The organism is Streptomyces sp. NPDC001914 (assembly GCF_042891215.1).
In the GTDB taxonomy this organism is placed as follows: domain Bacteria; phylum Actinomycetota; class Actinomycetes; order Streptomycetales; family Streptomycetaceae; genus Streptomyces.
This window is the reverse complement of record NZ_JBIASW010000011.1, coordinates 38,794-53,626: the sequence shown is the minus strand read 5'-3', so window position 1 is coordinate 53,626 and position 14,833 is coordinate 38,794. Positions and strand designations below refer to the sequence as shown.

Sequence of the window (14,833 nt, the reverse complement as noted above, 5' to 3'; positions counted from 1 at the left end):
ATCTGACGGTCAGTCAGCTAGTGGTGCTCCGGCGGGAGGTAAACGATGCGCGGTGACCTGGAGTGGGGCGCGGTCCCCGGCCTCGTACGGTCGGCGGCGGCCCGGTTCGCGGACCGCGAGGCCGTCGTCGAGGGCCGGACACGCGTCTCCTACGCGGAGTTGGGTGCCCGGGTCGAGCGCGCCGCCGCCGCCTGCATGGCGAACGGCGTCCGCGCGGGCGACCGCGTCGCCATCTGGGCCCCGAACACCCTCGACTGGATCGTCTCCGCCCTCGGCGCGGTGTCCGCGGGGGCGGTCCTGGTCCCCCTCAACACCCGCTTCAAGGGCGCCGAGGCGGCGTACGTCCTGGCCAGGAGCCGGGCGAAGCTGCTCTTCGTGACGGGGACGTTCCTCGGCACGTCGTACGTGGCCTCGCTGCGCCGGGCGGCGTGGGAGCCCGGGGAAGCGGACGGGGGAGCCGACCCCGGACCGGCCGCCGGACCGCTCCCCGGGCTTCCGCACCTGGAGCGGGTGGTGGTCCTCGCGGACGACGCCCCCGCCGACTTCCGCACGTTCAAGGACTTCCTGGCGGACGGGGAGGGCGTCGGGCGGGACGAGGTGCGCCGCCGCGGGGAGGCCGTGTCGGGCGGCTCCCCCTCGGACATCGTCTTCACCTCGGGCACCACGGGCCGGCCGAAGGGCGCCCTGATCACCCACGCGCAGACCTTGCGCGGCTACGAGATCTGGAGCGACCTCGCCGGTCTGCGCGAGGGCGACCGCTATCTGATCGTGAACCCGTTCTTCCACACCTTCGGGTACAAGGCGGGGATCATCGCCTGTCTGATGCGCGGGGCGACGATGGTGCCGCAGCCGGTGTTCGACGTGGACACGGTGCTCGCGAACGTGGCCGCGGAGCGCATATCCGTCCTGCCCGGCCCGCCCACCCTCCACCAGTCCCTCCTCGACCATCCCGCCCGCGACACCTACGACCTCTCCGCGCTGCGGCTGGTGGTGACCGGCGCCGCCGTCGTCCCGTTGCGGCTGGTCGAGCGCCTGCGCGCCGAACTCGGCGTGGACACGGTCCTGACGGCGTACGGCCTCTCCGAGGCGAGCGGCATCGTCACCATGTGCCGCCGGGGGGACCGGCCGGAGGTGATCGCCTCGACCTCGGGCCGGGCGATCCCGGACACCGAGGTACGGGTGGTGGACGCCTCGGGAGCCCCGGTGGCCCCCGGGACGCCCGGCGAGGTCATGGTCCGCGGCTTCAACGTGATGAGCGGCTACTTCGAGGACGCGGCCGCCACGGCGGAGGCCCTGACGCCGGACGGCTGGCTGCGCACGGGCGACGTCGGCGTCCTCGACGCCGAGGGCAACCTCCGCATCACCGACCGGATCAAGGACATGTTCATCGTCGGCGGGTTCAACGCCTACCCCGCGGAGATCGAGCAGCTCCTCGGCCTGCATCCCGACGTCGCCGACGTGGCCGTCGTCGGCGTCCCCGACAGCCGCCTCGGCGAGGTCGGCCGGGCCTACGTCGTCCGCCGCCCGCACTCCGCCCTCACGGCCGACGCCCTGATCACCTGGTCCCGCCGCGAAATGGCGAACTACAAGGTCCCCCGCACGATCGCCTTCGTCCCCGAACTCCCACGCAACGCGAGCGGCAAGGTGGTGAAGGGGGAGCTGCGGGGGCGTTGAGCCCGGCGCACCGCCCCCGGACACACGGCGACCGCGGCGGCTCCCCCTCCGCGCCGCCGCGGTCGATCCCCGTGTGGTGTAAGTCCGCCCCCCCAGGTGGGACTTAGACCGGCTCGTCCGTCGCGTGGATGTTGTCCGTCGAGGCGTCGCCGGTGCCGTCGTCCTTGGTGATCGGGTTCTTGCCGGTGAGCGGCTCGCTCGTGGCGTGGATGTTGTCCGTGGAGGCCCCGCCGGTCGGCTCGTCCGTGGCGTGGATGTTGTCGGTGCTGTTGGTGTCGCTCATGGTGGCTGTCCCCCTGACAGTCTTGGTGCGTTGTTTGGAGCGGCCCGTCCGGCAGCTCCCCCGTGGGCCGCCGGACGGGCACTCGGGGCCGATTACCTTAGTGCTACGGCCTCAGGTCGTCCCGACTGCCCCCCGACGCGACGGATCGACAACACAGAGACTGCCGGGCGGCGATAAACGAACGATGAACGCCCCGGCATGCGAACGCCTATGAGCCCTAGGCAACCGCCATCGGATTCAGCAGTGCCCTGACCGTGGCGGCCTCCGGAGAGCCCAACGTCTGGAAGATGTCGAGGGATTCGCGCCAGCAGACCTGGGCCCGGCCGGAGTGGCCGATCGCGTTCAGCGCCTGGCCGAGCACGATGAGGACATTGCCCCTGCGCCACTCGCCGCCGATGCCCCGCAGCACCGTCAGGGCCGTCTCGGCGTTCGTCGCCGCGGCGGCCGGGCGCTGGGCCGCGAGATCGGCCTCCGCGAGGCGGAACAGGGACATGCCCTCCCACAGGCGCTGGCGGCTGTTGCGGAACACCGCGAGCGCCTCTCCGAGACGGGCGTTCGCCTCCGCAAGCCGGCCGCTCTGGGTGAGGGCGAGGCCCAGCGCGTAGCGGCCGTTGGCGCCCTTCAGGGCGTGGCCCATGTCGTCGTACATGTCGGTGCCCTGCTGAGCCAGCGACACGGCGCTGCCGGTGCGCCCGGTGGCGAGGTGGATGCGCGAGAGGTTGCACAGGGCGCTGGCCTCGCCGGCCCGGTCGTGGCAGGCCCGGAAGCTCTCGATCGCCCGCGTGAGATGTGCCTCGCCGTCCTCGTACTGGTTCTGCAGGAGGGCGATCACCCCCAGGGTGTTGGATGCCCAGCAGCTCGTCAGATGGTCGGTCTCGGCGGCCAGTTCGAGGGCCTGCGCGGCGGCCTCGCGGGCGGGCTCGAAGCGGCCGGTGTAGTAGTGCACGTAAGCCAGCGTGACGAGGGCCCGCGCCTCGGCGTGCGCGTCGGCGGCCTCCTGGGCCGCTTCCCGCAGCGCGGCGGCGACCCCTTCGTACGCCTTGGAGTTCGTGCCGGACTCCGCCAGGTCCACGGAGGCCCACAGCGCGTCGACGGAGCGCCGGAGGAATCCGTCCCCGGTGGACTGCCGGACACACGCCAGCAGGGAGATCGCCTCCGAGTACAGCCAGTCCTGCGCCCGGTGCCGGTCCTCGAACGTCAGGCCCGTGTGGGCCGTCGGTTCCAGGTGGTCCACCAGGCGGTCGCCCGGGCGTTCGATCGCGTAGACGCCCGCCGCCGTGCTCAGGTAGAAGTCCAGCAGCCGCGACAGGGCCGCCGCCCGCTCGCTCGGGGGCTGTTCGTCGCGTTCGGCGCACGCACGCGCGTAGAGGCGGACGAGGTCGTGGTAGCGGTAGCGGCCGGGCGCCGCCGACTCCAGCAGGGAGGTGTCGACCAGGGACTCCAGCAGGTCCTCGGTGGCCTCGGCCGGGAGGTCCAGCACCGCCGCCGCGGCCGCCAGCGAGATGTCGGGGCCGTCGGCGAGGCCCAGCAGCCGGAAGGCGCGCGCCTGGGCCGGCTCCAGCTGGCCGTAGCCGAGCTCGAAGGTGGCCTTGACGGCCAGGTCGCCGGCCTGGAGCTCGTCGAGCCGGCGCCGCTCGTCACCGAGCTTCGCCGCGAGCACCGACACCGTCCAGGTGCGGCGGGCGGCGAGCCGGGAGGCGGCGATCCGGATGGCCAGGGGCAGGAAGCCGCAGGCCGCGACCACGTCGAGGGCGGCCTCCCGCTCGGAGGCGACCCGCTCCTCGCCCACGATCTTCGTGAAGAGCTGCAGCGCCTCCTCGGGGGACATCACGTCGAGGTCCACGAGATGGGCGCCCGCCAGGTCCACCATCCGGATGCGCGAGGTCACCAGGGCGGCGCAGCCCTCGGTGCCGGGCAGCAGCGGCCGCACCTGGGCGGCGTCGCGGGCGTTGTCCAGCAGGACCAGGACGCGGCGCCCGTCGAGGACGGAGCGGTAGAGGGCCGAGCGTTCCTCCAGCGAGTCCGGGATCGCGGAGTCCGCGGTTCCGAGGGCGCGCAGGAAGGCGCCGAGGACCGTCTCGGGTTCGGCCGCCCGGGACCCGGCGCCCTGCAGGTCGACGTACAGCTGTCCGTCGGGGAAGGCCCCGCGGGCCTGGTGGGCCACGTGCACCGCGAGGGTGGTCTTGCCGACGCCGCCGATGCCCGCGAGCGCCGAGACGGCCATGACCCGGCCCTCCTCGGAGGACGCGGCGGCGAGGACGTCGCTCAGTTCCTGCACGAAGGACGCCCGGCCGGTGAAGTCGGTGACGGTCGCCGGGAGCTGGGCCGGGCGGACGAGGGCGACGACGGGTTCCGCCTTCGGGGCGGAGGGTTCCGCGAGGCCCGGGTCCGCCTGGAGTATGCGCTGCTGGAGTTCCTTCAGCCCCTGCCGGGGGTCCACGCCCAGCTCGTCGGCGAGCAGCCGCCGGGTGTCCGCGTACACGGCGAGGGCTTCCGCCTGGCGTCCGGAGCGGTACAGCGCCAGCATCAGCAGTTCGCGCAGGCGTTCGCGCAGCGGGTGCGCGGCGGTGAGCGCGGTGAGTTCGGAGACCGCCTCCGCGTGGAAGCCCTGTTCCAGGTCCATGTCCAGGCAGGATTCGAGGAGTTGCAGGCGCCACTCCTCCAGACGGGCCCGCTGGGTCTCCGCGTAGGGGCCGGGGATGCTCGCGAGCGGTTCGCCGTCCCACAGGGCGAGGGCGTCCCTGAGCAGGTCGCGGGCGCGGGACAGGTCGCCCGCCGCGCGCGCCTTCTCGGCGTCGGCGGCCAGTTCCTGGGCGTTCACGTGGTCGAGCGCGCCCTCGCGCAGGGAGCGGATGGCGTAGCCGCCGGACTCGCTGACCAGCACCTCCGCGCCGAGCGTCTTGCGCAGCCGGGAGGCGTACGTGCGCAGGGCGGCCAGAGCCTGGGACGGGGGCTCGTCGCCCCACAGGGCGTCGATCAGCTCGGAGGCCGTGGCGGTGCGTCCGTCGCGCAGCAGCAGCGCGGCCAGCAGGGCGCGTTGCTGTGGGGACCCGGCCGGCAGCGGATCGTCACCGAGCCAGGCGCGCACCGGGCCGAGCACGCTGAAGCGCAACGCCGCGGGCTCCTCGGGGCCCGGACGCCACTGCTTCGGTACGCGCGGCACACCGTCCATCGCTGTCCCCCTGCCGAACTGTCAGTGCAACGAGGCCAGTTTGCCTTGTTCATGGCGGATGCGTCAGCCGTGCGAGACAGCGATCACAAGGTGTGGCCCGGCAGTTCACACGGTCCCCACACAGGCTCCTCACACTTTCGCGCCCCTTCATCTCCGCGCTGCCGCCGGCGGTGTCCTCCGACGGGCGCCGGTGCGGGCCGATGGCGGCGGTCCGGCGGGTGCCCGTAGCCGGGCCGGCAGGTCTCCGTCAGAGAGCTGACGGGTCGTCAGATCAGCGCTACCGTGGCCGGTATGGAGACGACGGAAACCGCGCAGAGCCCCTCGGCGGACGCCCAGGCCGCCTTCCCCCGGATCATCTCGGTGGACGACCACACGGTCGAACCGCCCGGCGTCTGGCGGGACCGGCTGCCCGCGAGGTACCAGGACACCGGGCCCCGCATCGTCCGCGCGCCCCTGAAGGAAATGACCTTCCTGGGCGGGAAGTTCGCCCCCGTCATGGGTGCGCCGGGAGACGAGGGTCCCGTCGGGGACTGGTGGGTCTACGAAGATCTGCACCGGCCCCTCACCCGCCTCGACACGGCCGTCGGCTACGCCCGCGACGAGATCCGGCTCGAGGTCATCACGTACGAGCAGATGCGCCCCGGTTCGTACGACGTGCCGCGGCGGCTGGCCGACATGGACGTCAACCACGTCCAGTCCGCCCTCTGCTTCCCCACCTTCCCCCGTTTCTGCGGGCAGACGTTCACCGAGGCGGCTGACCGTGAGCTGGGCCTCCTCTCGGTGCGGGCCTACAACGACTGGATGGTGGAGGAGTGGTGCGGGCCCGACGCCCACGGACGTCTCATACCGCTGACGCTCGTACCGCTGTGGGACGCCCGGCTCGCGGCGGACGAGGTGCGGCGCAACGCCGCCCGCGGGGTGCGCGCGGTGGCCTTCTCCGAAATCCCGCCGCACCTCGGGCTCCCGTCCGTGCACACCGACGACTGGGACCCCTTCCTCGCCGCCTGTGACGAGACGGGCACGGTCATCGCCATGCACATCGGCTCCAGCAGCCGGATGCCGTCGACCTCGGCCGACGCGCCGCCCGCGGTCGGCTCCACGATCACCTTCGCCAACTGCTGCTTCTCGATGGTCGACTGGCTCATGAGCGGCAAGTTCGAGCGCTTCCCGAACCTGAAGGTGATGTACGCGGAGGGACAGATCGGCTGGATCCCGTACATCCTGGAACGCGCCGACGTGGTGTGGGAGGAGAACCGCGCCTGGGGCGGGGTGGCCGACAAGGTCCACCGGCCGCCGTCCGAGCTGTTCGCCGACCATGTGTACGGCTGTTTCTTCGACGACGCCTTCGGGCTGCGCAACCTCGACGCGATCGGCGTCGGCAACGTCCTCTACGAGACCGACTACCCGCACTCCGACTCCACCTGGCCGAAGTCGAAGGAGGTCGGCGAGGCCCAGATGGGCCACCTGGCCCCGGACGTCGTCGAGCGGATCGTACGGGGGAACGCGATCGACCTGCTGGGCCTGACGGCGGACGGGCTCTGGGCGGGCTGAGGGGTTGAGGGGCGGAGGGACCGCGGTGCCGGGTGCGCGTGGCCGGCGGCGCCGGATAACAGTTCGGGAACTCCCGCCGACCCCCGGGCAACCCCGTGCCCGTGAGGAAAGTCGTACCGGCAGCGGAATCTATGATTCCGCTGCCGGTCGGCCGTTCCTTCACCGCAGGAGTTGGGTTCCACATGAGACGACGCAGGTCTCTTTCTCGCCTCGCACTCGTGGCCGCCGTGGCCGCCGCCGGGGCCGTCGTCGGCCCGGTGAGCGCGCACGCCGCCGGTACGACGAGCGTGCGCGCCGACTTCAACGGCGACGGGTACGCGGACCTCGCCGTCCCCGCGTTGCAAGGCACGGTCGGTGGGCACGGCCGTGCGGGATACGTGAGCGTCGTGTACGGCTCCTCGAAGGGGCTGGACACCAAGCACCGGCAGGTCATCAGCCAGGACACGGCCGGCATACCCGGCGCCGCCGAGACCGGCGACCGGTTCGGCTGGGGCCTGTCCCACGGCGACCTGGACGGCGACGGGTACACGGACCTGGTCGTCGGCGCCCCGGGCGAGGGCGTCGGGTCCGTGCCGGGGGCGGGCACTCTTACCGTCGTCTGGGGCGGAAGAGCGGGACTGTCCGGCGGAAGGGTCGTGGCGGCCGGCTCCACGTTCGACCAGGTCAGGACCCGGAACACGGTCGTCGGCGACTTCAACGGCGACGGTCGGCTCGACGTGGCCGCGGACAACCACCTGCTGACCGGCCCGTTCACCCGCACCGCCGGTGCCGCGGCGACCGGGAGCCTCGTCCTCGACACGGACGACGACATCAACAACCCCTACCTCATCGACGACGTCGCGGCCGGGGACGTCGACCACGACGGCATCACCGACCTCGTCGGCCTCATCCACACCCCGGTCGAGGAATTTTGGGCGGGCGTCGGCTACCGCATCGCCTACCTCCACGGCACCAAGCAGGGGCTGAGCGACCCGGTCGAACTGACGCGGGCCGACGGCACCGACATGCCCGGCGGCTCCAGCCTCGGCGTCGGCGACGTGAACAAGGACGGCTACGCCGACCTCGTCATCGGGCGTCCCGTCGACGGCCACGGCGAGGAATCCGTCGAGCCGGAGCTCCTCGGCGGGCAGGTCGGCGTGGTCTACGGCTCGGCGAGCGGCCCCGACACCTCCCGTACGACGGTGATCAACCAGGACACGGCGGGCGTGCCCGGAGTGTCCGAGAAGGGCGACGACTTCGGCCTCGGCATCTCCGTCGGCGACGTCAACGGCGACGGGTACGCGGACGTCGCCGTCGGCACCCCGGGCGAGGCCATCGGCACGCTCGCCTCGGCGGGCGGCGTGGCCGTCCTGCGCGGTTCGGCGTCCGGACTCACGGGCAGCGGCGCCGTGTCCTTCAGCCAGGACGCCACGGGTGTTCCCGGCACCGCCGAGAAGGGCGACCTCTTCGGCGGGTACACCGCGCTGACCGACGCCAACCACGACGGCCGCGCGGAGCTGTACGTCGCCGCGTACGGGGAGAACACCTACGACGGCGGCGTTTGGGCCTTCCGCTCCATCAGCACCGGCCCGACCGCCACCGGCTCCGTCTCCTTCGGGCCCGCCACCCTCGGCGCGCCCGTCACCGACGCCTGGTTCGGCTACGGCCTCGCCCCCTGACGCATCCCGCGTGCTCTCCCGGACGACGGCCCCGGCGGACATTTTCCGCCGGGGCCGCCCCTTGTATGACGCGGCGTCAGCGACGACTATGTGCGAGTCCCATTAGATCTGACGGACCGTCAGGCAGTTCGGGACCGTCAGCCAGGCAAGGGGGTCGTCGTGCCCGTCCCGTCCGAGGAACGCCTCTCCTACGGCATCCAGCTCCCCGTCCAGTCGCAGAGCGCCATCTACGCGGAACCCTGGGAAGCCGCCGCCGGCGTCGACGACCTCGTCGAGATCGCCCGTGCCGCCGACCGCGCCGGCTTCGCCTACATCGCGAGCTGCGACCACGTCGCCATACCGCGCCGGCTCGCGGACGCCATGAGCACGGTCTGGTACGACCCCGTCGCCACGCTCGCCTTCCTCGCGGCCGTGACCCGGCGCGTCCGGCTGCTCAGCCATGTCGCGGTCGTCGGGCTCCGGCACCCGCTCGTCACGGCCAAGCAGTACGCGACCCTCGACCACCTCTCGGGCGGCCGGCTGATCCTCGGGGTCGGCGCCGGGCACGTACGGGAGGAGTTCGAGGCGGTCGGGGCCGACTTCGAGCGCAGGGGAGCCGTCCTCGACGAGACGATCGACGCGTTGCGCGCCGCGCTCGGGCCGGAGGAGTTCCCCGTCCACCACGGCAAGACGTACGACTTCGAAGGTCTCGGCCAGCGGCCCAGGCCCGCCCAGGAACGGGTGCCCGTGTGGGTGGGCGGCTCCTCGCCCGCCGCCGTGCGCCGGGCCGCGCTGCGCGGCGACGGCTGGCTGCCGCAGGGCGATCCGCGCGACCGGCTGCCGGGCCAGATCGCCCGGCTCACGGCCCTGCGCGCCGAGGCGGGCGTCGGGGCGCCTCTCACGATCGGCGCCATCACCGAGCCGCTGTACGTCGGCGAGCCCGGCTGGGAGGTCGGACGGCGGACGCTGAGCGGACCGCCCGAGGCGCTGGCCGCCTCGCTGCGGGCGTACGGCGCGATGGGTGTGCACCAGATCCAGGTGCGGTTCCGCAGCAGGAGCCGTGCCGAACTCACGGACCAGATGGCGGCGTTCGGCGCGGACGTCGCACCCCACCTCGGCTAGGGAGTGATGGCATGGGCAAGCTGGACGGGCGGGTCGTCCTCATCACTGGCGCGGCGCGCGGACAGGGCGAGCAGGAGGCGCGGCTCTTCGCCGCGGAGGGCGCGCGCGTGGTCGTCGCGGACGTGCTCGACGACCAGGGCGGGGAGCTCGCCGCGGAGATCGGCGCGCACTTCGTCCACCTGGACGTGGGCCGGGAGGAGGACTGGACGGCGGCGGTCGCCTCGGCGAAGGCCGCGTACGGGCGGATCGACGGGCTGGTGAACAACGCCGGCATCCTGCGCTTCAACGCGCTCGTCGACACCCCGCTCGCGGAGTTCATGCAGATCGTGCAGGTCAACCAGGTCGGGGTGTTCCTCGGGATCAAGGCGCTGGCGCCCGAGATCGCCGCGGCCGGCGGCGGCACGATCGTGAACACGGCCTCCTTCACCGGGCTGACGGGGATGGCGTACGTGGGCGCGTACGCGGCGACCAAGCACGCCATCGTCGGGCTCACCCGCGTCGCGGCGCTCGAACTCGCGGACAAGGGGATCCGGGTCAACGCCGTCTGCCCGGGAGCCGTCGACACGGCCATGAGCAACCCGGCCCAGCTCTCCCGCGGCACGGACGGCGAGGAGGCCTCGCAGGCGCTCGACGCGTTCTACGGCAAGCTCGTGCCGCTCGGCCGGATCGGCCGCCCCGAGGACGTGGCGAGGCTCGCCCTGTTCCTGACCGGCGAGGACTCCTCGTACATCACCGGGCAGCCCTTCGTGATCGACGGCGGCTGGCTCGCCGGCGTGAGCGTTCTCTGACGACGCGTCAGCTATTGACGGTGCATGCCCGCGGTGGAACAGTCGGCTCAATGAATCTGACGGTATGTCAGATAACTGGATGGGGACGGTGAACCTCCTTGGAATTCGGGCTCTTTGTACAGGGATACGTGGGCAAGCGGGCCGAGACCGACCCGCTCGCGGAGCACAAGGCGCTGATGGAGGAGACCGAGTACGTCATCCAGGCGGACAAGTCCGGCTTCAAGTACGCCTGGGCGTCCGAACACCACTTCCTGGAGGAGTACTCGCACCTCTCGGCCAACGACGTCTACCTCGGCTACCTGGCGCACGCCACCGACCGCATCCACCTCGGATCCGGCATCTTCAACCCGCTCGCCCAGGTCAACCACCCGGTCAAGGTCGCCGAGAAGGTCGCCATGCTCGACCATCTCAGCGGCAACCGCTTCGAGTTCGGATCCGGCCGAGGCGCGGGTTCGCACGAGATCCTCGGCTTCCTCCCCGGCATCACCGACATGAACTTCACCAAGGAGATCTGGGAAGAGACCATCGCCGAGTTCCCCAAGATGTGGCTCCAGGACGAGTACGTGGGCTTCCAGGGCAAGCACTGGTCGCTGCCGCCGCGCAAGATCCTGCCCAAGCCGTACGGGAAGTCGCACCCCGCGATGTGGTACGCCGCCGGGTCGCCGCCCTCGTACGCCATGGCCGCCCGCAAGGGCCTCGGCGTGCTCGGCTTCAGCGTGCAGAAGGTCGCCGACATGGAGTGGGTCCTGGAGCAATACAAGACCGCCGTCGTGAACGCCGAGCCCATCGGCGACTTCGTCAACGACAACGTGATGGTGACCACCACCGCCATCTGCGCGCCCACCCACGACGAGGCGATCCGGATCGCGGTCGGCGGCGGGCTGCACTACCTGCCCTCCCTCGTCTTCCGCTACCACGACACCTTCCCGCGCCCCGAGGGCTTCCCCGTCTGGCCCGAGACCCTCCCCGAGTACACCCCCGAGTTCGTCGAGCTCCTCATCGAGGAGGAGCTGCTGATCTGCGGCGACCCGGACGAGGTGCTCACCCAGTGCAAGCGCTGGGAGCAGGCCGGCGCCGACCAGCTCAGCTTCGGGCTGCCCGTCGGCGTCCCCAAGGAGGAGACCCTCCAGACGATCCGGCTCATCGGCGAGCACGTCATTCCGAAGATCGACACGGACCCGGTGCACCGCACGACCCGGTTCCGCCAAGCCGCCTAGGGGGTGCTTCCGCGATGCTCGACCATCTGATCAAGGGCGCGACCGTCGTGGACGGGACGGGAGCGCCCGCCCGCACCGCGGACGTGGGCATCGGCGGCGGCCGGGTCGCCGTGATCGGCACGGTCACCGAACCGGCCCGGACCAGCGAGGACGCGCACGGGCTCGTCCTCGCCCCCGGCTTCGTCGACCCGCACACGCACTACGACGCCCAGCTCTTCTGGGACCCGTACGCGACCCCCTCCCTCAACCACGGCGTCACCACGGTCGCGGGCGGCAACTGCGGCTTCACCCTCGCCCCGCTGAACCCCGCCCGCCCCGAGGACGCCGACTACACGCGCCGCATGCTGTCCAGGGTCGAGGGCATGTCCCTGGTCGCCCTGGAGGAGGGCGCGCCCTGGAACTGGTACACCTTCGGGGACTACCTCGACGCCCTGGAGGGCCGCATCGCGGTCAACGCGGGCTTCATGGTGGGGCATTGCGCGCTGCGCCGGTACGTGATGGGCCCCGACGCGGTCGGCGGCCAGCCCTCCGGCGATCAACTCGACGCCATGCTGCGGCTGTTCCACGAGGCCATGGACGCCGGGGCCTGGGGTCTGTCCACCACCCAGTCCTCCACGCACTCGGACGGCGACGGCAGCCCGGTCGCCTCTCGGCACGCCCGGCCCGCCGAACTGCTCGCCCTCTCCCGGGCCGTGGGGGAGCACGAGGGCACCCAGATCGAGGCGATCACGGCCGGCTGCCTGGACCAGTTCAGCGACGCCGAGATCGACCTGTTCGTGGAGATGAGCGCGGCCGCGGGCCGCCCGCTCAACTGGAACGTCCTGACGATCGACTCCGCCGTCCCCGAACGGGTCCCGCGCCAGCTGGAGGCGAGCGAACGCGCCCGCAAGTCAGGCGGCCGCGTGGTCGCGCTCACCATGCCGATCCTCACCCCGATGAACATGTCGCTCGGCACCTTCTGCGCGCTGAACCTGATCCCCGGCTGGGGACCGGTGCTCGCGCTGCCCGTGCCCGAGCGCATCGCGAGACTCCGCGACCCCGAGGTCCGCGCGGAGCTGCTGAGGCGCGCGGCGAGCAGGGAGGCGGGCGTCTTCCGGCGGCTCGCCGACTTCGGCCGGTACGTCATCGGCGACACCTACAGCGCCGCCAACGAGGGTCTGACCGGGCGCGTGGTGCGGGACATCGCCGCCGAACGCGGGCAGGAGCCGTTCGCGTGCCTGGTGGAGATCTGCGCGGCCGACGAACTGCGGACGGTCCTGTGGCCCATGCCCACCGACAACGACCCGGACTCCTGGGCCCTGCGCGCCGAGACCTGGCAGCACCAGGACGTCCTGCTCGGCGGCTCCGACGCGGGCGCCCATCTGGACCGGATGTGCGGGGCCCCGTACACCACCCGGTTCCTCGGCGACTGCCTGCGGGGCCGAAGGCTCGCCTCGCTGGAGCAGGCGGTGAAGATGCTGACGGACGATCCGGCGCGGCTGTTCGGGCTGCGCGGACGCGGGCGGGTCGAGGTGGGATTCCATGCGGACCTGGTGCTGTTCGACCCGGAGCGGATCGACGCCGGCAAGGCCGTCCTGGTGCACGACCTGCCGGGTGACAGTCCGCGGCTCGACTCCCGGGCGATCGGGGTGCGGGCCGTGTGGGTCAACGGGGTCGAGGCGATCCGCGACGACGTGGTGACGGGCGCGGTGCCGGGCAAGGTGCTGCGGTCGGGCCGCGACACCCGGACGGTGAGCACCCGGTGACGGGCTCGTCGGGCACCGGGCAGCGGCTGTTCATCGGCGGGGCGTGGGTGACGCCCGAGCACGGCTTCCACGAGGTCGTCGACCCGGCGACCGAGAAGGTGGTCGGGCTCGCGCCCGAGGCGTCGCGGGCCCAGGTGCACGCGGCTGCGGCGGCGGCCCGCGAGGCCTTCGGGTCCTGGTCGCGCACGTCCGCCGAGGAGCGGGCCGGCGTCCTCGCGCGGGCGGCGGACGTCATCCGGCGCAACCTCGTGCCGTACGCCGACCTCGCGCAGGCGGAGAGCGGCGCCACCACCGGGACGGCGCGCGGCATGCAGGTCGGGGTCGGGATGGCCCGTTTCCGGCGCTACGCGCGGCCCGAGCCGGTCGAGAGCGCGCTGCCGCCGCAGATCAACGAGGCGGGACCGTTCGGCGGGGCCGCGGTGATGGGCGCGCTGGCCGTGCGCCGGCCCGTCGGCGTGGTCACCTGCATCACCTCGTACAACAACCCGTGGGCCAACCCGGCGGGCAAGATCGCCCCCGCGCTGGCGATGGGCAACACCGTGGTGGTGAAGCCGGCCCCGCAGGACCCGCTGTCCGTGTACCGGATGGCGGAGGCGCTGGAGGCGGCCGGTGTGCCGCCGGGCGTGGTGAACGTGGTCGGCGGCTCGACGGCGGAGTCCGGCGAGGCCGCGGTCGACTCCCCGGACGTCGACATGGTCAGCTTCACCGGTTCGACGGCGGTGGGGCAGCGGATCGCCGAGGTGTGCGGACGCGGGATGAAGCGCCAGCTCATGGAACTGGGCGGCAAGGGCGCGGCGATCGTCTTCGACGACGCGGACCTCGCCTCGGCGGTCTCGGGCATCGGCACGACCTTCTCGTTCTACAGCGGGCAGATCTGCACGGCGCCGACGCGGGTGCTGGTGCAGCGGGGCGTGCACGACCTCCTCGTCAGCCAACTGGCGGCCTATGCACGCCACTTGAAGGTGGGCGATCCGCGCGAGCGGGACACTGTGGTCGGCCCGGTCATCTCGGCGGCCCACCGCGACCGCGTCGAGTCCTACGTCGAACTCGGCCGCAAGGAGGGCGTGCGGATCGTGACGGGCGGCGAACGCCCCTCCCTCCCCAGCGGTTTCTACGTGGCCCCGACCCTTCTGACCGACTGCACCCCGGACATGAGGGTCGTCCGGGAGGAGATCTTCGGCCCGGTCGTCGTCGTCCTGCCCTTCGACGACGAGGAGGAGGCGATCGCCCTCGCCGACGACTCCGACTACGGCTTGATCGACTACGTCTGGTCCGGCGACGTGGCCCGCGCCTTCCGCGTCGCCGGCCGGCTGCGCGCGGGCGGAGTCGGCGTCAACACGGTCGGCCGCAACATGGAGGCCCCCTTCGGCGGCTTCAAGAAGAGCGGGGTGGGCCGCGACGTGGGCTCGTACGCCCTGCACGCGTACAGCGAGACCCAGTCGATCGTGTGGCCTGGGTGAGGTGACGGGCCGGGGTGCGGTGGCGGGCCTGGGGGAGAGGGGTGCCGGGTGCCGGGGGAGAGGCGCCGGGTGCCTGGAGTGGCGGCCGGGGAATCCGGCCCGCTCCCTCCCGCCTCCTCACTCCCGCTTCCCGTTCGGCACGCAACAGGTCGGCACGCACCCGCTCGGCGTAGCGCCGCTACCG

10 protein-coding genes are annotated in these 14,833 nt (G+C 72.5%); 8 read left to right on the top strand and 2 right to left on the bottom strand.

Going from position 1 to position 14,833, the window contains the following annotated elements; genetic code table 11:
• The first annotated feature begins 45 nt into the window (after positions 1–45).
• A complete protein-coding gene (locus ACFYYF_RS28140; protein ID WP_388780386.1) occupies positions 46–1,674 on the top strand; it encodes a fatty acid--CoA ligase family protein in 1,629 nt (542 codons plus the stop codon).
• Positions 1,675–1,777: 103 nt separating this feature from the next.
• On the opposite strand, the gene ACFYYF_RS28135 is transcribed toward ACFYYF_RS28140, so the two are convergent.
• Both ACFYYF_RS28135 and ACFYYF_RS28130 read right to left on the bottom strand, forming a co-directional pair.
• On the bottom strand, positions 1,778–1,957 hold the full coding sequence (locus ACFYYF_RS28135) for a hypothetical protein (protein WP_351859908.1): 180 nt from the start codon (positions 1,955–1,957) through the stop codon (positions 1,778–1,780).
• Between the two features lie 217 nt (positions 1,958–2,174).
• Positions 2,175–5,129 (bottom strand): BTAD domain-containing putative transcriptional regulator, encoded by a 2,955-nt coding sequence (locus tag ACFYYF_RS28130; RefSeq protein WP_388780385.1) that lies wholly within the window; start codon positions 5,127–5,129, stop codon positions 2,175–2,177.
• Positions 5,130–5,420: 291 nt separating this feature from the next.
• Between ACFYYF_RS28130 and ACFYYF_RS28125 the strand changes: the two genes are divergently transcribed.
• The 7 genes from ACFYYF_RS28125 (at position 5,421) to ACFYYF_RS28095 (ending at position 14,649) form a co-directional block, all read left to right on the top strand.
• Entirely contained in the window at positions 5,421–6,680 is a 1,260-nt protein-coding gene (locus ACFYYF_RS28125) for an amidohydrolase family protein (RefSeq protein WP_361678381.1), read from the top strand.
• A 182-nt stretch (positions 6,681–6,862) separates the two neighbouring features.
• Complete coding sequence (locus ACFYYF_RS28120; RefSeq protein ID WP_388780384.1) at positions 6,863–8,338, top strand: VCBS repeat-containing protein; 1,476 nt, start codon at positions 6,863–6,865, stop codon at positions 8,336–8,338.
• A gap of 159 nt (positions 8,339–8,497) precedes the next feature.
• A complete protein-coding gene (locus ACFYYF_RS28115; protein ID WP_388780383.1) occupies positions 8,498–9,439 on the top strand; it encodes an LLM class F420-dependent oxidoreductase in 942 nt (313 codons plus the stop codon).
• Between the two features lie 11 nt (positions 9,440–9,450).
• A complete protein-coding gene (locus ACFYYF_RS28110) occupies positions 9,451–10,227 on the top strand; it encodes an SDR family NAD(P)-dependent oxidoreductase (RefSeq protein ID WP_388780382.1) in 777 nt (258 codons plus the stop codon).
• A 98-nt stretch (positions 10,228–10,325) separates the two neighbouring features.
• Positions 10,326–11,444 carry an LLM class flavin-dependent oxidoreductase gene (locus tag ACFYYF_RS28105; RefSeq protein ID WP_365482464.1) on the top strand — a complete coding sequence of 373 codons (1,119 nt, stop codon included), beginning with the start codon at positions 10,326–10,328 and terminating at the stop codon, positions 11,442–11,444.
• 14 nt (positions 11,445–11,458) lie between these two features.
• Positions 11,459–13,189, top strand: a complete 1,731-nt coding sequence (locus ACFYYF_RS28100) for an amidohydrolase family protein (RefSeq protein WP_388780381.1) — start codon at positions 11,459–11,461, stop codon at positions 13,187–13,189.
• The gene (locus ACFYYF_RS28095) at positions 13,186–14,649 is read left to right on the top strand and encodes an aldehyde dehydrogenase family protein (protein WP_388780380.1); all 1,464 of its coding nucleotides are present in this window, start codon (positions 13,186–13,188) and stop codon (positions 14,647–14,649) included. Before ACFYYF_RS28100 ends, ACFYYF_RS28095 begins: the two co-directional genes overlap by 4 nt.
• Positions 14,650–14,833 lie beyond the last annotated feature (184 nt).

Bases quoted from the DNA above. Each gene is read 5' to 3' on its own strand.
- ACFYYF_RS28140 (WP_388780386.1), top strand. From the start codon at position 46: ATGCGCGGTGACCTGGAGTGGGGCGCGGTCCCCGGCCTCGTACGGTCG.
- ACFYYF_RS28135 (WP_351859908.1), bottom strand. From the start codon at position 1,957: ATGAGCGACACCAACAGCACCGACAACATCCACGCCACGGACGAGCCG.
- ACFYYF_RS28130 (WP_388780385.1), bottom strand. From the start codon at position 5,129: ATGGACGGTGTGCCGCGCGTACCGAAGCAGTGGCGTCCGGGCCCCGAG.
- ACFYYF_RS28125 (WP_361678381.1), top strand. From the start codon at position 5,421: ATGGAGACGACGGAAACCGCGCAGAGCCCCTCGGCGGACGCCCAGGCC.
- ACFYYF_RS28120 (WP_388780384.1), top strand. From the start codon at position 6,863: ATGAGACGACGCAGGTCTCTTTCTCGCCTCGCACTCGTGGCCGCCGTG.
- ACFYYF_RS28110 (WP_388780382.1), top strand. From the start codon at position 9,451: ATGGGCAAGCTGGACGGGCGGGTCGTCCTCATCACTGGCGCGGCGCGC.
- ACFYYF_RS28100 (WP_388780381.1), top strand. From the start codon at position 11,459: ATGCTCGACCATCTGATCAAGGGCGCGACCGTCGTGGACGGGACGGGA.